General features: G+C 57.4%; 16 protein-coding genes and 1 tRNA gene. 9 read left to right on the top strand and 8 right to left on the bottom strand.

From position 1 onward, the window contains the following. Positions 1–291 precede the first annotated feature (291 nt). From VFX97_10010 to VFX97_10040, 7 genes are all read right to left on the bottom strand, one after another. The gene (locus VFX97_10010) at positions 292–1,782 is read right to left on the bottom strand and encodes a DASS family sodium-coupled anion symporter (GenBank protein ID HEX5703520.1); all 1,491 of its coding nucleotides are present in this window, start codon (positions 1,780–1,782) and stop codon (positions 292–294) included. 3 nt (positions 1,783–1,785) lie between these two features. Next, positions 1,786–4,722, bottom strand: a complete 2,937-nt coding sequence (locus tag VFX97_10015; GenBank protein ID HEX5703521.1) for a protein kinase — start codon at positions 4,720–4,722, stop codon at positions 1,786–1,788. Between the two features lie 290 nt (positions 4,723–5,012). Continuing rightward, positions 5,013–6,203: a S8 family peptidase gene (locus VFX97_10020; GenBank protein HEX5703522.1), complete on the bottom strand. Its 1,191-nt coding sequence runs from the start codon at positions 6,201–6,203 to the stop codon at positions 5,013–5,015. 288 nt (positions 6,204–6,491) lie between these two features. Beyond that, positions 6,492–7,484: an aldo/keto reductase gene (locus tag VFX97_10025; protein ID HEX5703523.1), complete on the bottom strand. Its 993-nt coding sequence runs from the start codon at positions 7,482–7,484 to the stop codon at positions 6,492–6,494. Beyond that, entirely contained in the window at positions 7,484–9,967 is a 2,484-nt protein-coding gene (locus VFX97_10030; protein HEX5703524.1) for a protein kinase, read from the bottom strand. The genes VFX97_10025 and VFX97_10030 overlap by 1 nt, the downstream gene beginning before the upstream one ends. A gap of 228 nt (positions 9,968–10,195) precedes the next feature. After that, positions 10,196–13,324 (bottom strand): protein kinase, encoded by a 3,129-nt coding sequence (locus VFX97_10035; protein ID HEX5703525.1) that lies wholly within the window; start codon positions 13,322–13,324, stop codon positions 10,196–10,198. Further along, positions 13,321–13,896 (bottom strand): sigma-70 family RNA polymerase sigma factor, encoded by a 576-nt coding sequence (locus VFX97_10040; GenBank protein ID HEX5703526.1) that lies wholly within the window; start codon positions 13,894–13,896, stop codon positions 13,321–13,323. The genes VFX97_10035 and VFX97_10040 overlap by 4 nt, the downstream gene beginning before the upstream one ends. A 270-nt stretch (positions 13,897–14,166) precedes the next feature. Between VFX97_10040 and VFX97_10045 the strand changes: the two genes are divergently transcribed. Then, entirely contained in the window at positions 14,167–14,532 is a 366-nt protein-coding gene (locus VFX97_10045; GenBank protein HEX5703527.1) for a hypothetical protein, read from the top strand. 172 nt (positions 14,533–14,704) lie between these two features. On the opposite strand, the gene VFX97_10050 is transcribed toward VFX97_10045, so the two are convergent. Beyond that, positions 14,705–16,294, bottom strand: a complete 1,590-nt coding sequence (locus VFX97_10050; GenBank protein ID HEX5703528.1) for a D-aminoacylase — start codon at positions 16,292–16,294, stop codon at positions 14,705–14,707. A gap of 273 nt (positions 16,295–16,567) precedes the next feature. Here VFX97_10050 and VFX97_10055 point away from each other — a divergent pair, with 273 nt between their 5' ends. The 8 genes from VFX97_10055 to VFX97_10090 all read left to right on the top strand — a co-directional run bounded on the left by VFX97_10055 (position 16,568) and on the right by VFX97_10090 (position 25,468). Continuing rightward, complete coding sequence (locus tag VFX97_10055; protein ID HEX5703529.1) at positions 16,568–18,043, top strand: pentapeptide repeat-containing protein; 1,476 nt, start codon at positions 16,568–16,570, stop codon at positions 18,041–18,043. 139 nt (positions 18,044–18,182) lie between these two features. Then, on the top strand, positions 18,183–19,907 hold the full coding sequence (locus VFX97_10060) for an amidohydrolase family protein (GenBank protein ID HEX5703530.1): 1,725 nt from the start codon (positions 18,183–18,185) through the stop codon (positions 19,905–19,907). Positions 19,908–20,085: 178 nt separating this feature from the next. Next, positions 20,086–20,162: transfer RNA gene (locus VFX97_10065), tRNA-Ala, on the top strand. A gap of 532 nt (positions 20,163–20,694) precedes the next feature. Next, positions 20,695–21,624, top strand: coding sequence for a BTAD domain-containing putative transcriptional regulator (locus VFX97_10070; GenBank protein ID HEX5703531.1), 930 nt, complete (start codon positions 20,695–20,697; stop codon positions 21,622–21,624). 228 nt (positions 21,625–21,852) lie between these two features. Continuing rightward, positions 21,853–22,098, top strand: coding sequence for a hypothetical protein (locus tag VFX97_10075; protein HEX5703532.1), 246 nt, complete (start codon positions 21,853–21,855; stop codon positions 22,096–22,098). 44 nt (positions 22,099–22,142) lie between these two features. Then, positions 22,143–22,751, top strand: a complete 609-nt coding sequence (locus VFX97_10080) for a DUF4255 domain-containing protein (GenBank protein ID HEX5703533.1) — start codon at positions 22,143–22,145, stop codon at positions 22,749–22,751. Further along, complete coding sequence (locus VFX97_10085; GenBank protein ID HEX5703534.1) at positions 22,748–23,584, top strand: hypothetical protein; 837 nt, start codon at positions 22,748–22,750, stop codon at positions 23,582–23,584. The genes VFX97_10080 and VFX97_10085 overlap by 4 nt, the downstream gene beginning before the upstream one ends. 30 nt (positions 23,585–23,614) lie before the next feature. After that, positions 23,615–25,468 carry a phage tail sheath subtilisin-like domain-containing protein gene (locus VFX97_10090; GenBank protein ID HEX5703535.1) on the top strand — a complete coding sequence of 618 codons (1,854 nt, stop codon included), beginning with the start codon at positions 23,615–23,617 and terminating at the stop codon, positions 25,466–25,468. Positions 25,469–25,473 lie beyond the last annotated feature (5 nt).

The raw sequence follows: 25,473 nt of genomic DNA on the forward strand, positions 1-25,473 counted from the left end.
TTGTCAGACTGGACTTGAAAGGTAATTACATATCTGGGTCATCTATCAACTGTGATCGGTCGTGGATTAGGCTCAGCCCGAAGGGCTGAAAAACAGTACGGGGTTGAGCGGCGTCAGCGCGCGATGTCCCCGGATCGGGTATACATGAATTTCTGACCTTTAGTCTTGCACCCCTTCAGGGTGCGAATTCCCCCGACGTTTTCCGGGGTCTACGCTTCGCTTCGACTTTCTTGCAACCCTGCGGGTTTGCGACTTAATTGAGGCGTCAAGGATGTTAATGCAAACTTCCAACTACCACCAGCGGAGCGCCTTCCACCAGAGCGATCCCAACACCGTCCAGATTAAAAGATTGGCCACCGAGGCAACGAAGCCAAGCCACCACCACGTCCTCTGTTTTACATAGCCGGCGCCAAACCAAATTGGTGCGGGTGTCGTGCCGTAGTGGGTGAGCGAGGCATTTAGATTTGAAGCGTAAGCGAGCAGCAGCACCGTCAACGCGACGGGAGCGCCGGCGGCAATAATTACAACGAGGAACGGAATGTACATCGCAGACACGTGCGCCGTGATCGATGCAAAACCGTAATGAGCATAAAAATAGACCAGCAGCAGGCCGGCTAATGCGGCGGCCCAGTACCAGCCTACCGTCATACCTGCGGCTACTTCTGCGAAGCGCTTGGTAATGCCGGTTTCCCCCAACGCTTCCGCCATCCGCACTAGGCCGCCGTACCAGATGAACACGTCCCAAGCGCCGCTTTCCGTGGTGACGTCTTGCCAGGTGAGAACTCCGGTCAGCAACAGCACGCCGATCCCGAGCATCGCGACAACGGCGTAGTTAATTCCATGAAACGCCGTCGTCATCCACAACGTCGCGACCAATCCGAACACAAGCAGCATTAGGATCTCGTGACGCGAGACTCTTCCCATTTTCTGAAGTTCCGTGCGCGCAAACTCGGTGGCGGCGGGCGTGTGTTTGATCTCGGGCGGAAACAGTCGATAGATCAGCGGCGGAACAACCGCGAGTGAAACTAGCCCAGGCACCAAGCCGGCAATCGCCCAACGCGCGTAGGTCAACTCGATCCCGGTGGTCTCTTTCGCGAACTTCGCGATGATTACGTTTGAAGCCTGACCGGTCAGGAACATTGCGCAAATGATTACGTCGGCTTGGTAAAGCAACGAGGTAAGAAAGGCGCCGAGCCGGCGCGCCGTTATTCCCGGCCGTGATTCGTAAGTTTCGGCAATCGATTTGGCGATGGGAAAGATGATGCCGCCTGAACGCGCCGCATTCGACGGAATGATCGTCGCCAACACGAGATCGGTAGAGATGAGCGAGTAACCCAGGCCGAGTGAACGCGAGCCGATTGCCTTCACGAAAAGTAAGGCGATCCGTCGACCCAAGCCGGTCTTGATCATGCCGCGCGAAATGAGAAAGGCCGCGAGCACTAGCCAGACAATCGGATCCGCATATCCGCGCAGAGCATCAACCGGTGACAGTGCGCCGCTCAACATCACCGCGGTGACCCCGAGCAGAACGACCGCGCCACTGGGAATCGGCCGCACGATGCCGCCGACGATCGTGGCCACGAAGATCGCCAGCAGACGCCACGACTGTGGAGTGATGCCTGCCGGAACCGGCAGCACGAGGATAAAAAGAGCGGAACCGAGGACTAGCGCCCATTTCAAGACGCGGATTAAGGTCGAATCAACCTGGCGAGAACCGCTTGACGCGTCGCTTTCGGCTTCGGGATTCGCATAAGACGGTCCGCCAGGTTGTCGATCAGCCATAGATTAATTCAGCTTGTCGTATTCTTTCCTTGCTTCAATCAGAACTGGCAGGCTCGCGTCCGCGTCTTTCCATAGCGCGAAGAAATCCTGATAGGCCTTGCGCGCTTTTGCCGTGTCGCCTTGCAGTGCGGCGGCGCGGGCCAGGCCCAGGTGCGACACCACGAAGATCGGAGAAGTCGGTTGGTAGCCGCGATGGTCGAGAATCTTCTGAAATTCCGTGGCCGCCTCCGCTCCCTTTTTCTGTTTCAGGTATGCCTGGCCGCGCAGATAGGCGATCTGGAAAAGAGCGTATCCTTCAAACGGTCTGGTCGTTTCAAGCAACTGGATTGCCTGCACCGCATTATCTCGCTGCAATTCCATCCGCGCCTGGACCAGCGGTGCCAAAATCTTGTTGAGCACCGTGTCGGTCGGAGAACGCCTGGTCAGTTCCTCAATCAGAGTCTGGGCCTGGCTGAACTCACCGCAGCTCGACAGCGCATTCGCCGCATTGGCGGTGGTCACTTGCCTGTTCGTGAGGCTGAGCGCCTTTGCGGTCTGCTCTTTCAACCGGGTGCAATCACCAAACAGCGCGTCGCGCGCCGCGGCCGCAACCGCGATCTGCGCGGCAACGTCTTTCTGATCGCGCCGTTCCGCTGCCTCCAGCGCGCTGTCAGAAAACTCCTGCGACTTTTTCAGTTGGCCCAAAAACGCCGCCGTCTCTGATTGCCAGCCCTGCGCCAGGTACTCGTCCTGCTTTCCGCTCAACCAGTCGATCTGTTGCTGCATGGTCGCGCTATCGTGCTGGACGAAAGCGATCCGAAACAGAGTCCGGCGCATGGCGGTGCTGTCCAGCTTCTCTCCCTGCGCCTGATTAATAGTCTGTTTAGCTTCGTCAAAGCGATTGACCGCCAGTTGCGCGGCAGCCAAAAGCGAATAGCCGGAGGTCGATCCGGGATTGAGGCGAATCGCTTCACGTGCCTCAGCGGCCGCCTTATCAAATAAACCAAGCTCGTTGTATTTCACCGCCAGGTTGTTTGGCGGTGAGGCATCGCGCGGATAGGTGCTCTTCCACTGTTCGAGCGTTTGCAGATACTTCTCCAGCTCGCCCGTAACGTTGTCATAGTAGGCCTGGGTGATATAAAGCCTTTCATTTTCACCGACTCGATCGCGCAGCTCGTACGCCTTGCGCGAGGCCTCAGCCGCCAGCTCGTACTGTCGCGTGTTGTAGTACATGGACGACATCGCCGCGTAGGCGCGCGCGAAGTTCTGATCGATCTCCGTCGCTTTTTTGAAAGAAGGAATGGCGTCGAGGTATCGGCCTTTGAGCTGCTGCTCGATCCCGTTTGAATAGTATTTAAGAGCTTCAAGCGATGGCGTCGTCGCCTGATGGATCGGCTTGTCATACTTCTGAATTGACGCTAGCGATTCGCCCAGTTGCTTGCGCAGGTTCGTCGCAACCGTTCCCAACGCCGCCAGCACTTGCTCTTTGCTGTCCGCCTCAGCTTGTTCCAGCGCGATCGTGTCACCGGTTTGCGCGTTCGTGGCTTCCAGCGTGATGACGTAGTTGCTGCCGATGTTCGAGATCGAGCCGTTGAGAAATGCTTTGAATCCCTGCCGCAGGCAAATCTGACGCGCGATCTCTTTCGTCACTCGTTCATCCGGCGAGCGATCCATCAGCCGCAGCGCCTCACGCACGCGACTGTCAGAGAAGATGCTCAAGAAAGGCGACTGCTCGAGTTGCGATGCCAAAGCTTGCTTGAGCGTTCCATCGAACACCGGATCGCCGGTAGTGTTGATGAAATCGGCGAGCACGATCGTGTCTTCTCCCGTCAGCGGGGTGGCCGGACCCGATTTGAAGTACCAGAGCAAACCCAACGTCACGGCCAGAGCCGCGAGGCCTGCCGTAATCAGGATGGTGCGTTTTTGAAGTTTCCTTCCCGCGCCCGGCGACTCACTGCTCGCGGCCGGCGGGATGATTGCGGTGACGGTTCCGGGTGTTTCCGTCCTGAGCGCCGCGGACACTTCGGCGGTACGCTGTGCGGCCGGAACGGCTTCGGGCGGTAACGTGCGCTGTAACTCCGCATCAAGCTCGATCCGTTTCTTCAGATTCCGCAGGTCGTTCAGCAAATCATTCGTGGACTGATAACGGTCCTCGCGCGGTTTCGCGAGCGTCTTCGCCACAATGCGCTGCAACTCATCGGGCGCTTCGGGCGCGTACCGCGCCAGCGGCGGCGGTTGGGCATCCCCCAGGATCGACATCAAAACTTCAACGCGATCCGAACCCTTGAACGGCAAGCGCCCGGCGACAATCTCGTACAGCACGATCCCGAAACTAAAGATGTCCGTCCGCGCATCAACCGGCAGACCGCGCGCTTGTTCAGGCGACATGTAAACCGCCGTTCCCATGACGACGCCCGGTTCAGTTTTAATATTGATCGACGTGGGCGCTTCGCTGTCTACAAAAACCGACGACTGTTGCTGCTCAGAAAGTTTCGCCAGGCCAAAGTCGAGGACTTTCACGATCCCATCGCGCCGGATCATGATGTTGTCGGGTTTGATGTCGCGATGGACGATGCCGGCTTCATGAGCTTCGGCGAGGGCACTCGTCGCCTGGATCGCGATATCAAGTACGTCGCCGACCGTCATAGTTGAGTTCGCCGCTCGTTCCCGCAACGTCTGTCCATCGATGTACTCGATCGCGATGAAATGGCCCGACTCAGTCTGATCGATTTCGTAGATCGTAATGATGTTCGGGTGATTCAGCGCCGATGCCGCTTTCGCCTCTTGCACGAACCGCTCCATGCGCACGCGATCGGCGGCGACGTCTGCGGGCAAAATTTTCAGGGCAACGTTCCGGCGCAGGCGCGTGTCTTCGGCGAGGTAAACTTCGCCCATCCCGCCCTGTCCGAGTTTTGACAGGATCTTGTACCGACCGATTTCCGTACCTGGTTCAAGGGTCATGCGGCGGAGAAAAACAGGCGGGCGTCGAATGCTCCCCGCTCAAAGTCTGAGTTCGCGGGGATTCTATCTGAGTTGATGAGGTCAGGCTAGTGCAAAGTGATTGGCGCGCACGACGTGTGAACGGCAACGAGTCCTTGTTCAAGAGTCGCGAAGTTGTGTTGATTGAACATGTAAACGAGTCTGTCGGATTCCTCTTATAAAGAAGCAATGGTGGGCCCCGCCGAAAACGAGGCCCACCATCGCAATGCGAGAGTCAGTACCACCGGCGTGGGCCAGGTGGGTAAAGGAATCTAGAAGAACAGCGAATACAGCAACCGGTTCGGCGAACCCGTTCCGGCATTCGTGACAACCCCGGTCGTCGCATTGTTAACGATCGCATTTCGAATCGTTGAGGGTGAAGCGGAAGGATTCGCTTGTTTGTAAAGCGCCGCTACGCCCGCGACGTGCGGCGAGGCCATCGACGTACCGCTCAACGTCGCCGTTGCCGTGTTCGACGTGTACCAGGCCGAGAGGATGCTTGAGCCGGGCGCGAACAAGTCGAGGCACGTGCCGATGTTCGAGAACGAGGAGCGCGCGTCCGTCGAGGTCGTCGAGCCCACTGTTATGGCGTTGGCGACGCGCGCGGGCGAATAGTTGCACGCGTTCGCGCCATTGCTGTTGCCGGCGGCGACGGCGACCGTCACGCCCGAGTTGATCAGGTTGTTTACGGCCGTGTCCATCGAGGACGAGGCCGGACCGCCGACACTCATATTGGCGACTGCCGGCAGGATCCGATTGGCCGTCACATAGTTGACGCCCGCAATAATGTTCGACGTCGAGGTTGTGCTGCCGCAGCCGAAGACCCGGACGCCGCGCAGAAGCGCGCTCTTGGCCACGCCGTAAGTGCTGCCCCCGACCGTGCCGGCGACGTGCGTGCCGTGGCCGTTGCAGTCCTGCCCGTCGCCGCCGTTCACGTCGAACACGTTCGACGCGCGTCCGCCGAATTGCGTATGGGCAGTGCGAATGCCCGTGTCAATGACGTAAACGCGAACGCCCGATCCGGTCCAGTTGTAAGTGTAGGTGGCGCTAAGCGGCCGATTGCGTTGGTCGATGCGGTCGAGACCCCACGGCGGATTCGTTTGCGTAGCGTCAGTCGTGTAGATGCCATCCTCTTCTACAAACAAGACGCGATAGTCCTGAGCCATCTTTTCGGCATCTTCTTCGGACATTTCCACCGAAAAGCCATTCATGGCGTGCTTGTACACATGCTTCAATTTCCCGCGATATGTTCGGGCCATGTCTTCGGCCATGTAGCCGGCAATTGAGTACTCGCCTCGCTCGCCGATCACCGAGTCGTCTAAAACGACGACGTAGTTGTTCTCGATCTTCTTTGCGCTCTTACGAACTTTCTCTTTCCAGCCCTGGCTGCGCACCGGTTCGTAAAAGAAGATCGTCGCGCAGCAAAAAAGTAGCACCGTAGCGAATAGAACTAGTTTCTTCATTTGTCTTTCCCTCCAGTAAGTAGGCAGGTTTCGTAGCCGTGCGAGCCGTCTCGTGTCGGCGAGAACAGGCGGCAAAAATGAGGCCTGAAATGAATGAAGAGATGATTAATTCGTGCCGCAGGCAGGCTTCGGCGACGCGCGTAAAAGAAAATTGCTAAGCTGCGCAATCCGAACCTTGCCATTGACATGATGGAGGTTTAGGGCGGGGGAAGGCGCAGTATAGTCACTCGCCCTTATCTGCGCAACTGCTTTTTTTCAGCAGCGTCACTCAGGGAGTTCCGGGCCGTGTTATTGCGACCACGGCGCAGGTTTTCGGACCCACCGATGAGCGCGTAGTCGCTCTCGTAATTCCACCGGCAAGGGACCGGCATCGCTCGCGGCGAGGTTGGCTTCGACGTGCGCAAGCTTGCGCATGCCCGGAATGATCGTACTGACCGTCGGATTGGAAAGAATAAAGCGCAGAGCCAGTTCAGGCATGGTGATTTGCGTAGCGTGCTCCTCGTTCCAGACGCGCAACGTTTCTTTTAGCGCTTCGGCTCGATCAACGCTCGCGCTCAAGTTCTCAGGCACAAAATATGTGTTGCGCCAATCGCCTTCGGGCCAGTGGCTGCCTTTGGTCAGCGTGCCGGTCAAGGTACCCTCATCAAAAGGCACGCGCGCAATCACGGCGACATTCATCTCTTCACACGCCGGAAACAACTCGTCTTCGGGATTCTGATCGAAGATATTGTAAATGACCTGAACGGCATCGATCTGACCGGTTCGCACCGCGCGCATTCCATTCCAGGGCTCCCAGCGATTGATACTGATTCCGATCGCGCTGATTAGTTTCTGACTGCGCAAGTCGTCGAGTTTGTAGAACCAACGATCGTCGCGCAGCCACTCGTCATTCCAGGTATGGAACTGGATCAAATCGAAGTTCTGCAGATCAGCATTCTTCAGACTGCGGTGCACGTATTCTTCGACGTGGTCGGGCGGATAGGATTCCTTCAGCGTGGCGTCCGCACGCGCCGGCCATTCCCGGTTCATCGGAGGAATCTTGGTCGCCGTGTAGAGACGCTTCTGCGGATTCGCGCGCACGGTTTGGCCCAGCAACTGTTCGCTGTGCCCTTCGCCATAAGCGTAGGCCGTATCGAAAAAGTCGCAGCCTAGATCGACTGCGGCCTGCAGTGATTCCAGAGACTGGTGATCGTCCGAGTTTGACCAACTGGCCATCCCCCACATGCCATAGCCTATTTCGCTGACTTCCCAATCGGTGCGGCCAAAGGTTCTGTTTCGCATTATATTTTTATCGGCTCCAATCCGACCCGCCGAAGCAAGGCCGCGAGCCGTGGATCGCCGCGCAGATTGTCGAACCGCGGATCGGCCACCAAATAGTTGAAGTTGATCGAACGTTCGGCCATTGCCTTTTCCAGCCAGGCGAAAGCCTGATCGCGATCATTCAGGCGCGTGTAGAACAGCGCAATATCCGCGGGCGACACATACGCGGTTTTCGAACGTTCAAGCAACACGTTCAGTCGATTCTGCCAGACGCCTTTGATCCCGGAGGCGGCGAAAACCTTTCTCAGCTCGGCCACGGTTTCGGGCGACGAACCTTTCAGTCTTTCTTCGAGCAATTCTTCGTGTTTGCCTTGCGCCTCGTACACTTTTGCGAGCGTGCCGTGCGCGACGCCATAATTCGGATCCAACTCTAAAGTCTTCCGCAGTTGCTCGATCGCTTCGTCGTACCGGCGCGCGAGGTACAAAATGTCACCCAGGTTTTCGTTAACCGGCAATGCAAGTGGATCGACGTCCCGAGCTTTTCTGGCTTCGGCAATCGCTTCGTCAAAGCGGCCGAGCGCGGGCAGGAAAAGTGAGTACCGCTGGTGCGCCGTCGCGTAGCTCGGATTCAGTTCAATGGCGAGTTTGAACTCGCGCTCCGCGCCCGCCCAATCCCAGTCATAGACCGTCTTAATGGCCGCCAGAATCGCGTGCCCCTCAGCCAAACGCGGATCGAGTTCGAGGGCCCGGTTCGCGGCCACCCGAGCCTTTTCATACGCCTGCTTTGGTTCGACATACCGGTACCAACCGCGCGAGTACCAACTATCGGCCAGCCCTGCATACGCCAGAGCATAGGTGGGATCTTTTGCGATCGCCTGATCGAAGTACTCGACAGATTTTTCCAGTGACTCGCTCGTGCGCTTATTCCAAAGAAAGCGGCCTTTTAGATAGAGCTGATAGGCGTCGGTGTTCTGCGTGTAAACCCGCGTGACCCGGCTCTGATCCGATCCGGAAAGTTTGAGCCGCAGGTGATTGGAAATCTGGCCGGCAATGGCGCGCTGCATCGAGAGAATGTCGGCTACCTTCTCGTTGTATTGCTCGCCCCAGAGCTGTTTGTTTTCTCTGACATCAAGCAGCTCAGTGCTGATTGTCAGGCTGTCGCCCCGTTGCACAAGCCTGCCGGTCAGCACCGCATGCACACCCAACTCTTGTCCGGCTTTCAGCGGATCGATCTTTTGTCCCTTGTAACGAAACACTGAACTGCGGGCGATCACTCTGACGTTTGGCAGCTGGGCCAGGCTGTTGATGATGCTTTCGGTGACGCCATCGGAAAGATATTCGGTTTCGGGATCCTGGCTCTGGTTTTCAAACGGCAGCACCGCGATCGACTGAATGGCTGCCCCTGAATTACGCGAGCGCTGAAGAAGGATGACCAGGCCCACCAATCCGAAGAACACCACCAATGACGTGACGATTGCCGCGCGCTTGTGTTGCTTGATTCCGGAGACCACGTATTCGGCGCTCGAGGGAGCGGGCAGAGCGGTCGCCGGCGTTTCGCGTGTCGCAGTCAGCGGGCCAACCAGCCGGCTGCTGTCGGAAGTTGACCGGCGGAGCTCAGGCATGACGCCGGACGTCTCAGCCGTAGCTTCCAGCTTCCGTTTCAGGTTGCGTAGGTCGGCGACTAATTCTTCGGCGGCTTGATACCGGTCGTCCAGCTTCTTGGTCAGCGCCTTCGAAACAATACGCTGCAACTCAGGCGGCGCCTCATTGACGTAGCTGTCCAGCGGTGGTGGCTCCCGCTGCAGGATCAGCGAGATTATTTCCGTGGGCGTCTCGCCCCCGAACGGTTCGTTGCGCGTGATCATCTCGTAGATGACTGCGCCCAGGCTCCACAAGTCAGTCCGCCGGTCGACCGCGATCCCTTTTGCTTGTTCCGGTGACATGTACTTCGCCGTCCCGATCACGGCGCCGGCGCTGGTATTTATCATCGCCAGCGTTTCGGCCTCAGCATCAGTCGAAGAATCAGAGACAATTAGTTTGGCCAGTCCAAAATCCAGCAGCTTAACGTAGCCATCACGGCGCACCATGATGTTGTCGGGCTTGATGTCGCGGTGAATGATTCCCGCGGCGTGGGCCGCAGCCAGCGCGCTGCCGGCCTGAATCGCGATTTCGAGAATGTCGATCAGTTTAAGGCCCGACTCGATGCTTCGCCGCAGCGTCTGGCCGTCGATGAATTCGGTAGCAATGAAACGAATGTTTTCGCTGCTGCCGATCTCGTGGATGGTGAGAATGTTTGGGTGATTCAGAGCGGAAACAGCTCGCGCTTCCTGAGTAAACCGGTGCAGGCGTTGCTCATCCCCGGTGACGTCGTCCGGCAAAATTTTTACCGCCACCGTTCGATCCAGTTCGGTGTCCTGGGCCAGATAAACATCGCCCATGCCGCCCGCGCCAATCTTCGAGCGAATTTCGTAACGGCCGAGTTTTGTGCCGGCTTCGAGACTCATCAAGTGACGAAGGTGAATCGCCGAGCTGTCTTAACTACTCTGCATCACTCTGAGGACACTGAAACATATTTCTTTTGAGTAGCGTCTTAATTCAGAATCTCTGTGCAACTCGGTGGAACTCCGTGTCTCTGTGGTGTATTTGTCTCAGAAATTATCACCACAAAGACTCCGAGAACCACAGAGTAGGCACGGAGAAAAACAATTCGACCCTACCATCTTTGATACAGGTTAGCGATCCACATTTTCTAAAATCCAGATACCGCCCGAGACCTCCATAATCGGCACCACCAACCGGTCCTGAACCAGCGACATTTCCAAGGGAACAATTCGGGGCGGAATCATTCTCCCGGGGCTGTCGAAGTTTGTCAGCCGGCGCACCTCTCCCACGGGTTGACCGTTGACGGGATCAAAGCTTCTGGCCCAGAGATTGAAAAATCCTGTTCGGTTGGAAATGAAATAGATGGTGCGGCCGTCAGGTGACCATCGCGGTTTGTCGTTAAACTCACGGCCTTCGGTTATGCGTATCCACTCTCCACCCACTGCGGGCACCACATAAATCGCCACATCGCCGGCGTCATCGCTCTTGCCACCAATGAAACAAATCCACTTCTCATCAGGAGAGAACCGCGCATTGAAAGCGCCAAAGCCCGGTCGGCTGGAAACGAGCCTCACTTGGTTCTCAGCATTGGGAGCGGCCCCCAGCGGAAAGAGATAAAGACCCCACTGTCCGGGCGTTTGACGCGAAGAGCTGCCGAGGATGTATTGTTCGTCCGCCGTCCAATCCCAACTCCACCCCTGAAGTTGATGATGCGAAGTCAGCACCTGTTCGTTACCGTTGCTGAGATCCAAAACCATCATCGAATGTTCGAGCGTATGTTCATACTGTCGGCTTGCCTGGTTCAAAGCGCGGCTGCGAACGTAGGCCAGGCGTTTGCCATCTCGCGACCAGCGCGCAGCCGAAAACGAAAACGCGTCGGCGGCCGTCAGCAGTTTTTCCTTACCATCCGCGAGAGTGCTCTCGCGCAACTCATGCCTCCCCGCGCGTGTCCCGATGAACGCCAGCCGCTTGCCATCACGCGAAAGGTCAAAACTGAGGGTCTCCATTCCGGTGGGCGTGATCGGCTGGCCTGCGTCTTTGACTTGACCAGTAAGGGCGTTGAACTTGAATGACCACAGGCGCGTTTCCTGTGTGCGCGTCGTGAATGCCAGGTTGTGACCGTCAGGCGAAATCGCTATATCGGTATCGGGACCTGCGGCAGTGGTCAATCGTTCGGGACCGGCAATCCAACGGAGACTCTGCGGATCGACTTCGACCTTCCAAAGATTGCGAACCTCGCGCGAAATACCCTCGAAATAGAGGACGCGGCCCGACGGCCCCCAGCGGAAATCGAATAAGTCGACGCCTGCCGATTTGATTTGCTGGACAACCTCGGGATTGATTTCGGACTTTGCCCGGCCACCGCCCACCAGCGCAACTGTTTCGAACGCAAGTTCACCGCTGTTATCCGACCAGAGCGAGACGCGCTTTCCGTCCGGATGCCACGACACTCTAAGGCGTCCTGTCATCCCGCTGAGTGCTTCACTTAACACTTCGCGGGGCGGAGCGCCGTCCAACCCCACCAAATAAAGTTTCGGAGGCGACGGCGTGTTGTGAAAGTCCACGCTGTAGAAGAGGATCTGCGAGCCGTCGGGCGACCAGTGCGGTCGATATCCAAACGAAGAGATTTTGCGTTCGTTGCCGCCGGTCGGCGCCGGCACGACGAACAAACCGCCGCCATCGCGCTCAGAACGAAACACGATTCGTTTGCCATCCACAGACCAGTCCGGCTGCCAATCGTGCGCAGATGATTTTGTCACCTGGACCGGATCGCCTTCACCCAACGGCTTTACCCAAATATCAAAATTGCCGCTGCGGTTTGAGCTGTAAGCAACGAACTGCCCATCCGGCGACCAACTGGGCTCGCTCTGTAATCCCGCGTCAAAGGTCAGGCGCGCCAGCGCTCGCTGCGTGGGCGGGCGAGCAACCGGTGATCTTCGACTTAAGAGGACTGCGGTCGTGACGATCGCGATTGCGATCAGAGCGGCGCCGGCAATACCGATATACAGCTGCCGTCGTTTCTTCCCGTAAATCTGATCTTCAGCATTCGCAACCGCGCGGGATTCCATCGTGGCCGAACTGAACGAGCCGCTCGCATATTGCGCCGCTCGATTCTCAGTTCCCGTAGCTGTTTTGAAGAGACTGGCATCCGTGCCCCGGCTTCGTTTTATTTCCGATTGAAGGTCGAGATCGCGTCGCAGGCTGTTCAGATCAATCAGCAGATCCCGGGCCGTTTGGTATCGCTGCTCACGATCTTTCGCGAGCGTCTTGCGCACAATCCGTTGCAGTTCAGTCGGAACGTCTTCCGCTAATGTCACCAACAGCGGCGGCTCGCGTTCGAGTATCGAAACGATGATGTGACTGGACGTCTGGCCGGAAAACGGTGGATGTCCCGCGAGCATTTCATACAGAACTACGCCGACTGCCCAGAGATCAGTGCGTTGGTCAATCACGTCTCCGCGCGCTTGTTCCGGCGACATATATGAAGGCGTTCCGATGAGCATACCCGGTTCAGTTTTCAGTCTGGTCGCGGTCGGCAACTCGGATCCGATGTCCAGCGTGCGCGGTTCATTGAGTTTGGCCACACCAAAGTCGAGGACCTTCACCAGGCCATCGCGGCGAATCATGATGTTCTCCGGTTTAATGTCGCGGTGAACGATGTCCGCGGCATGCGCGGCCGCTAAAGCTCCGGCAACCTGAGTCGCAATATCAAGCGCGGTCGTGAGCTTAAGGCGCTCTGCCAACATTCGTTCGCGCAGCGTGTCGCCGTCGATAAACTCAGAAACGATAAAGCGCAGGCCATCGGCTTGAGCAATCTCATGGATCGTTATGATGTTCGGGTGATTCAGCGCTGAGATGGCCCGTGCTTCCTGCTCAAAGCGTCGCAGCCGACTTTGGTTCGTCGCCAGTTCGGCAGGCAATCGCTTGATGGCGACTTGGCGATGCAACTCGATGTCTTCCGCCAGATAGACTTCGCCCATGCCGCCTTCGCCGATAAGCGCGCGTATCACGTAATGCGTTATCTGCTGACCGACAGAAAGCTTCCCGTCACCGGCCAGTGAACGGGCCGCTGATTGCACGGCGGGCGTCTCCATGAAACTCTCCGCGTCTTCGTAAGAGCGCAACAGCGATACGACTTCTTGCCGGAGCTCCTGGTCATCGCCGCACGCATCGCGTACAAACGCCGCTCGCTCGCCCGCCGGCCGGGCCAACGCCTGATCAAAAATCTCTTTTACTTTCGGCCAGTTATCAGGATTCACTGGGGCCGTTCTCCGGTGATCTCGCGGTATAACCAAGCCTTCGCGACGCTCCAGTCGCGCTTGACCGTGGCCGGTGAAACGCTGAGCGCCGCTGCCGTCTCTTCCACGTTGAGGCCGCTGAAGAAACGCAACTCGACCACTTTGCTTTGCTGCTCGTCGATTTGCGCCAATCGATCGAGAGCGGCGTCGAGCGTCACTAGATCGATCTCTCGATTCGCCGCAATCGCCATCGCTTCGTCGAGCGTGACGCGGAGATCCCCGCCGCCGCGCTTCACGCGCTGCTTAGCGCGCGCGTGATCAACCAGAATCCGCCGCATCAACTGCGCCGCGATGCCGAAAAACTGCGCCCGATTTTGCCACTGCACTTTTTTTTGATCGACAAGACGCAGGTAGGCCTCGTTTACCAATGCGGTTGTCTGCAACGTGTGCCCGGCGCGTTCGCGGCGTAAGTATCGCGAAGCCTGGCGTCGCAGTTCGTCATGGACGATCGGCAGCAACTCATCCAGCGCAGCTTTATCGCCGTCGCTCCAGGCGTGCAGGAGTTCCGTCACATTGACGGGGGATTTCGGCATCGTGGGCCTCTCTATTGAGCCGGCAATTCTATCCTGATGACGCGGCGAGCGGTAGCGGATTCTTTCCCGCCTTCGGCAAACTTCAATAGCGTTAAGTCGTTGCTGTTGTTCGGCTAAAGTCCCGCGCGATCCTCTGAAAAATTAATTTGAGCCCGTTTCTCGATTGACGTCGCGTTAGCAGATGAAGGCGATAACAGCTCGCCCAAACTAAAAGGAGATGAAGATGAAAAAGAACACCCTAACAATGCTCGCTCTGGCGAGCGGATTCTGATGATCGCTTGCGTTTCGGTTCAGGCTCAGTCGAAAACGACCCGGGCGAGTATCTCTTTCGATTTCGCGGCGGCGAACAACCCGATGAAAGCCGGCGAGTACACGGTCCAACACGTCAGCGCGCAAACCATCCTGCTGAAGAGCGCCGACCGGAAGTCGCAGGTTTACGTGATGACGCCGCAAAGCGTCAATTCCACAAACCGCCGGCCTCAGCGATTGGTTTTCCGTCGCTACGGCAACAGCTACTTTCTCGGTGAGATTTGGACGACGGAATTTTCAGGCATGCGAATCGCCCCGTCGAAGGAAGAAAAAAGCATCGCTAAGACCAGCGATCGACCGCAGACCGTCGAAATTGCCCTGCGATAAATTCCGTCAAAACCGAATCGATGTGGCGACCTGAAGCACGACGCTTCAGGTCGTCGCGTCTTTAGAACGTGCTTCTCACGCGGCTACCGTGGTGGCTTTGCCTCAAAAGTCATAGAGTACCAAGTCTCTCAGGCGGAACCTTCAGGCCATGAACTTTCGATTTTTGACGCAGCTACCTGCGGTAGAGGACTTTGCCCGGCCGCGCCCCAGTCATGGCGCCGGACTGGAAAATAATCTGCCCGTTAACAATCACGAATGAAAAACCTTCCGCGTATTGATGCGGCTTTTCGAAGGTGGCGAGATCGCGCACGATGGCTGGATTGAAGATCGCAATGTCGGCTTTCATGCCGGGACGAAGCAATCCTCGATCTGTCAGCCCGAGCCGCTGCGCCGGGAACGACGTCATCTTCCGCACCGCTTCTTCGAGCGGGATCACTTTTTTTTCGCGCACGTAAACGGCGAGCACGCGCGCGAAAGTGCCGTAGCTGCGCGGGTGCGGACTGGCGGCGCCGAAGATTGGAATCTCGCCGTCCGATCCGATCATCGTGGCCGGATGACGCAGAATCCGTTTCAAGTCTGCTTCGCTAATCGCGTGAAATATTCCGGAGCATCCGCCCTGCTCCACCAGCCACAGCGTCGCTTCGGCCGCATTGGGAATCGTCACGGCCAGCTGGCGCAGACGCGTGATGTCGGAAAGATTTTTGCCCGCCAGCGAAGCGTCCCAACTGCAACTCGCGATCTGCACGTTGCGAGGATCTCCGCCGCCGCGCTCTTCACGAATCAGCCGCATCGTCTCAGCTTTAATTTTTCGTCGCGTGGCCGGGTCTTTGAGCCGCTTCAAGAGCTCTTCGCGGCCGCCTTCCTGCGCCCATGCAGGAAGTAGGGCGGCGGTGACACTGGTGCTCGAAGCCGTGTAGGGATATTGATCGATAGTGGCATCAACGCCCCGCGCGCGCGCTTCATCGATCAGGCGCAGCGTGGTGATGCTCTTACCCCAATTTTTCTTGCCGATGATTTTGTGATGCGTGATCTGCGTCGGCAGGCCGCCACGTTCGCCGATCGCGATCGTCTCTTTTACGCTGTCCACACTGCGGGTCGCTTCGTCGCGCATGTGCGAGATATAAATGCCACCGTAACGCCCCGCTACTTTTGCCAGCTCAATGACTTCATCGGTTTCCGTGAACGTGCCGGGCACATAGAACAGTCCGGAACTTAAGCCGAACGCGCCGTCTTCCATTCCCTGCTTCACGAGGGCGCGCATCTTGTCGAGCTCTTCCGGCGTCGGTTTCCGATTCACCTCACCGATCACGGCCGCGCGCACTGAGCCCTGACCAATGAACATGCCAAAGTTCACGGACTTCGGCAGAGCTTCAAGTCGCTTGAAGAACGGTGCGAGCGGGACCGGTGATCCGCCATCGGGGCCTTCGATCAAAGTCGTCACACCCTGCCGCACATAATTCTCAGCCGTGGGCACCTCGAAGATCCCGCGCCGCGCGTGCGTGTGTATGTCGATGAAGCCGGGCGTCACCACCTGGCCTTTGATGATGATGGTATGTTTCGCGGGTTCGGTAATAGAGGGCGCAATGCGCACGATCTTGTCGTCCTTAATGGCCACGTCGGCGCGATACCACGGGCTACCGCTGCCATCCACCACCAGGCCGTCGCGAATAACAAGGTCGTAGGTCGCGTTCTGCGCACTCGGCGTTGCAGAAAAGCCAAGCAGCGCGATTGTGGCGATGGCGAAGAGGATTAATTTCCGCACCGGTAACATTTCTTCTTTCGGCGGCGGAGATTCTACTTCATGTCTATATCGGCTAATAGTCATTTGAGCTATTGCCGGTTCTTAGTTCTTGTCCGTGTCTCTGTGAGTTCTCTGTGACTCTGTGGTGAAAGTCCTGGACAACACCCACCACAGAGACACGGAGTTTCCACAGAGACAAGAGCAAAGCCGCCCGGGCGCTCTTTACTGGCCGCTGATGTTCCTGTATTTTTCGTCGCGATTCGCAAGCAGCGAGGCTCCCCGAGGTAGCCCCCCATGCCCTCTCAAGCACTGCTTCCTTCACGACGCTTTGTCCTGCATCTGCGCGCTGCGTTCTTGATACTTGTCGGTTGTTTCCTGTTTGCGGCGTGTGCGCCGGCTCAAACACCTGCGCCAACGCCGCCCCCTGACGCAACGCCACACGCGTCGCGCGAAGATCAACAGCTCAGCGAAGCACGCCGCCAAAACGAAGAGGCCCTGGCCGAGTACTACCGTACGCTAACCAAGAAGGTCACTGAGCAGACGACAAGAACTCTCTGGCGCACTCTTCTTGATAATGCAGCCCTCCTCGGTGCGCTCACCGCTGCGTTAGTTGCCCTCTCCACACTCCTGGTTAACCAGCGCACAGCACTACGGGCGCGAAAGGACACCGAATTCTACGAGGCGTTGAAGCGCTTCGGCGACAAGGACAGTCCTACCGTTCGCGCCAGCGCCGCCGCGATGCTGGCGCAGATTGGTGATACTTGGTTTTACACCTTCCCGCGCCGTCGACCAGATAAGCGCTGGAACGTTCTCAAAGGCAAACCGTGGTCGAAGGCAAAAGAGTGGCTGAAGAAAAGGGTTAGAACTTATCCCTATTTCAATACCGCGCTCGACCAACTCGTTACCGGGTTACTGATCGAAGAGCACACCGTGGTCAACCATGCCATCGTCACCGCGCTCAAAAGCATCTGGCCGAAAAGCATTAAGCGCGCAGCGGAGCGCTTGTACGACTCAAACCTCCGGCTGACGGCTGATCTGAAGACCCTTCTGACGGAATACTTCGCCGCCAAAGGCTCGACTAAACCTGACCAGGTAGGAGAGGAAGCTTGGAAGGAAGCGACAAACCTTACACGGTGTTCGCTCGAGGGTCTCAAGGCCCTTGTGACTCAATACAGCTCCTGGGAAGAAAGCGAAAGGATTACGAGTGCTGCTGAAAAGCGACTACGAATGAAAACAATTAAAAGCGGCCTCAAAGACCTGGGTCGACGCCTGAATCAAAACATCCGAATGTTTGAGATGGTTTTCCGGGAGCGGCCGGACACGGCGAACGATTCCCTGAATTTCTTCAGCGCTTATCTTGCCAACGCTAGTTTGAGCGGCGCTAATTTGCGAAACATTAACTTCGCCCGCGCTGTAATGCCGGGGGTGTTCTTAATGGGCGCGTCACTGGGAGGCGCGAAATTAGAGGACACTAATCTGGAAGGGTCTCATTGCCATAGTGTCGACTTTACTGATGCAAAACTGTACGGCGTGCGCGTTAACCGGGAGAATTTACCGTTTGAATACACAAATTGGTGGCAGGCAAATTACGAAGCCGGCTGGTGGAAGGAAACTCCTGCCGTCATAGACGAAGATTTGATCACGAAGCTGATAGAGCAGTTCGGAGAGTTATCTCCAGACAAACTAAAGGCAGCACACCGCTCGGTTAAGGCATACGTCGAAAAGCGGAACCGTCTGAAAGATGACGAGGTAGCGAATCAGAACACCTAACCTCCTCCTTCCGCGACCTCCTAACTTTCTGGCGCAGATCCAACTTCTCTCGCGAGATTCTCCCTTTACTGTGCTCCAAGCTTCCTGTATTTTTTGCTACTCCAAACGAACAGGAAAGCCCGGTCGAGGAACCTACGGAATGCGAAACAACACGCGCTCGTTAGTTGTCATCATTGTTGCCCTTCTCGCTTTTGTCACGGCGTCGGCCCTTCGCAGCGGCGACGCTCAACGGCGCACCGGCACGGACACTTACGCGATCACTAACGCACGCATCGTGACGGGTTCCGGGTCGGTGATCGATCGCGGCACAGTCGTGTTTCGCGATGGGTTGATCGTCGCTGTCGGAGCGAATGTCACGGCGCCGGCTGACGCGCGCGTGATCGACGGCACGGGCCTGACCGTCTATCCGGGCATCATCGACGCTAACACCACGCTCGCAATTCCGCGCCCGTCACCGACGCCCGGCGGGGGCGGAGGCGCATTCGCCGGTCTGTTTGGACAGAGTGCACCTTCAGCGACTTCGCCAAACTCGCCCAACCTGCCGGGAATGCAGCCGGAAATTCTCGCTTCCGATCTGGTTCGTCCCGGCGGCCCGGAAATCGAATCAGCTCGTAACACGGGCATCACTGCGGCGCACACGGCGCCGCGCGGCAATGTGTTTCTGGGACAGTCCGCGCTGATCAATCTTGCCGGCGATTCGCCGCAGCAGATGATCGTGCGTTCGCCAGTAGCACAATACATCGGACTGCAACCGCTCGGCGGCGGCCAATATCCAGGTTCGTTGATGGGCGTGTTCGCGTCCGTGCGGCAAATGCTGCTCGACACGCGTCGCTATCGCGAGATGAACGAGATTTACGACCGGAACCCGCGCGGACAGAAGCGCCCGGCGCAGGACAAATCGCTCGAGGCTTTGTTGCCCGTCGTTGCCGGGCGAATGCCGATCGTCATGCAGGCCGACAGTGAACGCGAGATCGAACGCGTGCTTGATCTCGCGCGCGAATTCAATGTGCGCGTAATAATTAATGGAGGGCGACAAGCAGATCGGGTTGCGGCACGCTTGAAGAGCGCCAACATTCCGGTGCTGCTGTCACTGAATTTTCCAAGACGCACGACTGCGGCTTCACCCGATGCCGACCCTGAGCCGATGCGTGTTTTGCGCGAGCGCGTCGAAGCTCCAAAGACCGCCGGTCGACTCGCCGCGGCTGGAGTACGTTTCGCGTTTCAATCGGGTGGCATGGCTTCGATGAACGACTATCTGGCGAACGTGAGCAAGACTGTCGAGAACGGTTTGTCGCGTGACGATGCGATTCGGGCCCTGACGATTTGGCCCGCTGAGGTGCTCGGCGCTGCGTCACAGCTTGGCACGATCGAGGTCGGCAAGATTGCTAACCTGACGGTTACGCGTGGCGATCTGTTCGCGAGAGACCGTCGCATTGCGCACGTCTTCATCGATGGCAAACCAATCGATCTGCGACCGCCGGCAGCTCCCGCCGATCGAGGCGCCAGCGCGTCGGGCACCTGGTCTTTGACTGTGAGTCTTACCGGGGCTGGAAACGAGAAGCAGGAACTGACGGCGACGCTGAGCCTGCAACAGGAAGGCGAGCGTCTGACGGGATCGCTTCAAGGACCACTCGGCTCCGGCAGCATCGCGACCGGATCGATCTCCGGCGCAGAAGTGAATTTCACAGTTCCAATTACATTGCCCGCGCCGGCAAGTCAGACAACCGACGCGATCTTCGTCGGCACAGTTAGAGGAAACCAGATGAGCGGCACGGTTCAGGTTGTCGGCCGCGGTCCAGGAACATTCACAGCCACACGTGCCGGACGACCAGAGCCCGCAGCGTCACCGAGCCCAACGCCTTAGGTACCTCATTTGGAGTGGGCGGCGGCTTGACGCCCTTTGACTTATTTGCGTTTAGAGGCGGGCTACCGCCCGCCAGCGGAGGGCAGTAGCCCTCCGCTAAACTTTGTCGGGAAGATTTGTTATTCTCGACTCCGTCGCAAGCAACTTCTCAAATCCAGCGTGCTTGCGCCTTTGAAGTGGGGCAGTAGCTCAGTTTGGCAGAGCGCCGCGTTCGCAATGCGGAGGTCAGGGGTTCGATCCCCCTCTGCTCCACCAAATTAATCAATGATTTAGGGCAAGGCAGCGACCTTGCCTTTTTCATTTGTCACCGATTCGGCACTCATTGTGAACTTCCATCGATTCATTAGCTGATCACGTCTCACTTAAAGGGCGAGATGCAAAGTTTTGTGCAGGGAAGCGCAAGATCAGAATCGCACTGAACGGCTTCTTCTTACGCCCGGTAGCGAATCTTTTCATTTTCCTTCCACTTGTCGGCCACAGACGAGAGTCCGCCATGAGTGAAGTACGACTCAACCTTATCGATTCACAGCAGATTCTCATGATTCATCCGATAAAAAGACCTTGAAAAAGTTTTAGCAAGACCCCCGAAATTGCTTGACAGGTTTAGGGTGACTTACTAGGATGCGCGGACATAACGGATCATTAGACTTGCTCAATGCTCCCTGCCGAGAAGTCCCAATACGACCTTGCGAACTTCTGACCCCCGGCTACGAAGAGCATTCGATTATTAACCCGAGGCCGATGTCTCGGCACAGACCGCCCTTCCCTCGCAGAAGGAAACCTTTAGATGTCCGACTTGAGGTTTCAATTATTCGGCAAGTTTACGGCCGAGCTAGATGGGTCGCCCCTGAAAGGTCTGGATGCGAGTAAAGAGCAGGAATTACTTTCTTACCTCCTCGTGGCTCGCGGACGTCGCCACTCTCGCGAGTCGCTCGCGAGCTTGCTTTGGGGCGAAGTTCCCACCAGCAAATCAAAAAAATACTTACGTCAGGCACTCTGGCATGTGAAAACGGCCCTTGAAAGTAACGGGTCTCCGCAGGAACCTGTACTGATCGTAAGTCGGGATTGGGTACAGTTGAATTCGCAATTCGAATGGTGGGTTGATGTCGATCCGTTCGAGCAGGCCGTGGCCGCCGCCAACGGCGTGCGCGGCGAGTCTCTGGACGAGTCAAAAGCCAAAATGCTCAAGGAGGCGGTGCGGCTGTACCGCGGCGACCTGCTCGAAGGCTGGTATCACGACTGGTGCCTCTTCGAGCGCGAACGCTTTCAGAATATGTATCTGTCAGTGCTCGACAAGTTAGTTAACTATTCCGAAGTGCACTCGGAATACGAAGCCGGCCTGGACTTCGGGACAACAATTCTCAGATACGACCCGGCCAGTGAACGTACCCACCGGCAATTGATGCACTTACGTTACCGATCGGGCGACCGCACTGGCGCGCTTCGCCAATACGAGCGTTGTGTCAAAGTGTTGGACGAGGAATTGGGGGTCAAGCCCGAACGTTCAACGACGGCGCTCTACCAGCAAATCCGTGACAGTCGACTGGGCGATCTCGACTTGCCTCTCTCTCCATCGCAATCCGCGCTGTCGTCAGTGTCTGCGCCGGAAGTTCTGGGCCTGCTGAAACAGCTCCAATCAGTTCTCACGACCGCGCAGAAATGCATTCAGCAGGACATCCAAACAATCGAGCAAAGTTTGGACACACTCAAGCGTTAAAAACGAATCCCGAATGCTTGGTCCACGGCCGGCTGCGGTCTGCGTTCCGAGATCCTGCACGTCAAACTTCCGCTAAAACACTCAAGACGCTTCGCTGACGCTCCCGAGACGTTCCGACAACATCGCGTCTGTTAAGACAGTCCAGCATTGAAGGGTGGCATAGGAAAATGCGCTCGGGCTGTTTAGGTCTGCGTACATCTTCAATGTTTTATCTGTTCGAGTAAATGGATGGAAACACCCGAGTCGAAGGTGCATTCGTTCATTGTCAAGCTTTGGCTTGAGGTTCCAAACGACCGCAAGCGACCGCCGTCCTGGCGAGGGCAGGTAACCCACGTGCCGAGTGGCAAGCGACGGTACCTGCAAAGGCTCCAGGACATCGTGACGTTCGTCGGGACTTATGTTCCGGAGCTTAACTGGATGCACGGTTCGCGCGATCGACGATGGTTCCGGTCATGGAGACGCAAAGAGAGATAGACGCGCGGCGCCATCGTTAGCCGACATCGATCAGGGAGAACACAGTGGCTGGTTTTGCCGGAATTGCGGCCGCAGGCAAAAGCATAGAGATGTTGGTGAGCGCCGGGTTTGAAGAATTACAGCCGGTCGGCAACCCAGCGCTGCCGGGTTTTAAGAAGACAAGCGTCCGATTGGTGAACACGGTAGATTTTGAAAAGTCAGCGCTCAATATCGGAACTCCCGCGTTGTCGATCTTTCTTTATCGCGTCGACTTCAACAAGGTGATGCGGGCAGCGCTGTCGGCAGCGGCCCTCGAGGATGGACGTTCTCATCTGGGGTTGGACCTTCATTACATGATTACGCCATGGGCCGACAATGCCGAGGACGAACACCGGATTCTGGGACGGGCGATGCAGTGCATGGAGTCATCGCCAATCCTGAACGGTCCAATGCTGCACTCCTCGGGTGAATGGCAAGCCAACGATTCGATCCAAGTTGTGCTGGAAGAAGTTTCGACGGAAGCACTCATGCGCATCTTCGATTCGCTGCCGACGGATTACCGTTTAAGCGTCCCGTACATCGCTCGCATCATGCGGCTGGACGGCCGAGAGGTGCCGACCGAAGGGCCGGTGATCAAAGCCTTTACCGGATTAGTACCGACCACGCAGTTATGAATCAGTTTCTTCCCGAACGATTCGACGAGATCATTCACCGGCTGGCTCTGGGTATCGAGCCCATCGATGCCCAACGCGGCCGTCGCCTGAGTTACGAACTGCAGGTGGGTTATGACGCTACTCTGGCGGGACTAAGACGCCCACCTATCGAGCGACATAATTCAAATCTATTCGCTTTGCGTTACCAGCCTGGTGTTCCTGACTCAACCGGACGAGTCGATCTGCGTTTCTTTGATCAGGGCGACTCTACCTACCGAGCCGAAAAGGACCGGCGCCGGATTGTGCCGCGGCGCTTGCGAATCCCGATCTTAACAGAGTCTGACGTCGAGGCGCAGGAACAAATTAGCCGCCTGGATTTCCGGCGCCGCACCCGACGTCCCCAATTTTTTCCCGGGGCCGCCTATGACTTTACCGGCAGCTCAACCTGCATGAGGGGGCGCGTAGTTCGCGCGGGCGCGGCGATGCGCTGGGCGCGGGTCGTGGCGAGGCTAGCAGGTTCGCCGGTGGTTGTGGGCCGCGCGCACGGCGACGATCGCGGCGAGTTTCTGCTGCTGATCAATGCCGCGGTCACCAGCGGTAGCGCCTGGCCCGACCCTCTGGAGATCACGGTCTCAGTCTTTGGTCCGGATCCTTTTCCACCGGTCGTGGCCGCCGATGTCAAAGCGCGAGATCCGCTATGGGACTTGCCGCTGGAAGCGCTGAGCGCACCCGGTGCTGCAGTGGACAACGTCGCGACCGGCGACCAACTGCCGGGCGAGTACACAAAGAGTGTCACAGATACTTTCACGTTCAAGTTAGGGAAGTGCCTTTACCAGGAGTTTGAAATCACCTAGCGCCGCGCGCGCCAAAAAAGGAGTGCTTCAATGCCTGAATACTTAGCTCCAGGAGTTTACGTCGAGGAAGTCAGCTTCCGATCGAAGTCAATTGAAGGCGTGCCCACGAGCACGACCGGATACTCGGGAATGACGCGTTACGGGCCGGTGCAATACACGGGCGGTCCAAAAACCAGCGAGCCACGGCTGATCACAAGCTTTACCGAATTCGAGCGGGTCTATGGCGGTCTGGAACCGCTGGGCGTCGGGCCCACCGGTGCTGACGAACATCTCTGCTTCATGGCCCACGCGGCGCGCGCGTTTTTCGACAACGGCGGCAAACGGCTTTATGTCTCGCGGGTCTTTACTCCACGCACACCAGCCAGTCCGACTTCCGGCGGCATAGCCAGTCGGATTGTGAACGTGGGCGCATCTACGGCGACATGGACGGCACGTTGGCCGGGCGCTTATGGAAATGTAGTAGTCGAAACCATAATCGTACGCGGCGGCAATATTGCGTTTCTCGACGGCGCCACGGTCAAAGTGAAAAGCGCAAAAGCCGGCGCCGTGGTCGAGATCTTGCCCGCACCCCCGCCCGGCACGTCTTTGCCGGCAGGCAATGCCGTGCCCAATCCGGCAACACTGGCCGTACTCGAGATCGATAACGTCGGCAACCAAACGTTTCAGGGGACCGGCGGCGCGATCGTTCCCGGCAACACCGACGTGATCCGGTTGATCGAAATGCAGGTGTTCGTGACACCGGATGGTGAAAGTCCCCTTGTCTACACCGAACTGGCCGCCGATCCGCGTCAGAAGAGATTCATCGGCAAGATTCTTCAGCCCGACGATCCGGAAGATGAAAACGGGATCGTCTGGCTTGATTATGATCCCGCCACCGCGTCGGCGATAGAGCTCATCGTTGGTTTGCGCGGGACGGACGTGAACGGCACACCTCTTCGTTTGCAGAATGGGCACGACGGCCTGCTCGTCACTCCGGACGATCTAGCCGGTCAGGAAGCCGACCCGGACGATGCAACCAAAAAAGCCACGGGTCTCGCCGCGCTCGGCGAGATAGACGACATCGCCATCGTGGCGTTGCCCGATGGCGGAGGGTTTGACGATTCAGAGACCTGTGTCCAGGCGGCGGATCGGTTGATATCGCATGCTGAACGCCTGCGTTATCGGATCGCCGTAGTTGACGCGCCGACCGGCAGCTCGATGACTGAGATCCGCGCTTTCCGCGGCCGGTTCGACAGCAAGTACGCCGCGCTTTATCACCCGTGGATTGAAGTGTTTGATCCACTCGAGCGGCCGACGCAGGGAGCTCCGCCCAAACGTCTCTTGTTACCGCCTTCCGGCTTTGTCACCGGCATTTATGCGCGCTCAGATATTGAACGCGGCGTGCACAAAGCGCCGGCCAACGAAGTCGTCCGCGGTTTGACGCGCTTCGAAGCCAACATCAACAAGGGCCGCCAGGATGTGCTCAATCCTGAAGGCATCAACGCGCTGCGCTTTTTTGAAGGGCGCGGCAATCGCGTTTGGGGAGCGCGCACGATGAGCTCCGATCCCGAATGGAAGTACGTCAACGTGCGCCGGCTGTTCATCTACATCGAGCACTCAATCGACAAAGGCACCCAGTGGGCGGTGTTCGAGCCAAACGGGCCACGTCTTTGGGCCAACATTCGGCAGACGGTTGAAGACTTTCTGCTCGTGTTGTGGCGCGACGGCGCGCTGCTCGGCGACAAGCCGGAACAAGCCTATTTCGTGCGTTGCGATCGCACCACGATGACCCAGAACGATTTGGATAATGGCCGAATGATTTGTCTGGTGGGAATTGCGCCAGTCAAACCTGCTGAGTTCGTGATCTTCCGCATCGGCCAGTGGACGGGCGACGCAAAGGTTTAGGGCCC

It is taken from the genome of Pyrinomonadaceae bacterium, from assembly GCA_036277115.1.
Lineage (GTDB): Bacteria > Acidobacteriota > Blastocatellia > Pyrinomonadales > Pyrinomonadaceae > UBA11740.

Coding starts and splice junctions, on each gene's coding strand:
- VFX97_10070 (HEX5703531.1), top strand. CDS start 20,695: ATGTCCGACTTGAGGTTTCAATTATTCGGCAAGTTTACGGCCGAGCTA.
- VFX97_10020 (HEX5703522.1), bottom strand. CDS start 6,203: ATGAAGAAACTAGTTCTATTCGCTACGGTGCTACTTTTTTGCTGCGCG.
- VFX97_10010 (HEX5703520.1), bottom strand. CDS start 1,782: ATGGCTGATCGACAACCTGGCGGACCGTCTTATGCGAATCCCGAAGCC.
- VFX97_10055 (HEX5703529.1), top strand. CDS start 16,568: ATGCCCTCTCAAGCACTGCTTCCTTCACGACGCTTTGTCCTGCATCTG.
- VFX97_10090 (HEX5703535.1), top strand. CDS start 23,615: ATGCCTGAATACTTAGCTCCAGGAGTTTACGTCGAGGAAGTCAGCTTC.
- VFX97_10040 (HEX5703526.1), bottom strand. CDS start 13,896: ATGCCGAAATCCCCCGTCAATGTGACGGAACTCCTGCACGCCTGGAGC.
- VFX97_10025 (HEX5703523.1), bottom strand. CDS start 7,484: ATGCGAAACAGAACCTTTGGCCGCACCGATTGGGAAGTCAGCGAAATA.
- VFX97_10085 (HEX5703534.1), top strand. CDS start 22,748: ATGAATCAGTTTCTTCCCGAACGATTCGACGAGATCATTCACCGGCTG.
- VFX97_10030 (HEX5703524.1), bottom strand. CDS start 9,967: ATGAGTCTCGAAGCCGGCACAAAACTCGGCCGTTACGAAATTCGCTCG.
- VFX97_10045 (HEX5703527.1), top strand. CDS start 14,167: ATGATCGCTTGCGTTTCGGTTCAGGCTCAGTCGAAAACGACCCGGGCG.
- VFX97_10060 (HEX5703530.1), top strand. CDS start 18,183: ATGCGAAACAACACGCGCTCGTTAGTTGTCATCATTGTTGCCCTTCTC.
- VFX97_10075 (HEX5703532.1), top strand. CDS start 21,853: ATGGAAACACCCGAGTCGAAGGTGCATTCGTTCATTGTCAAGCTTTGG.
- VFX97_10015 (HEX5703521.1), bottom strand. CDS start 4,722: ATGACCCTTGAACCAGGTACGGAAATCGGTCGGTACAAGATCCTGTCA.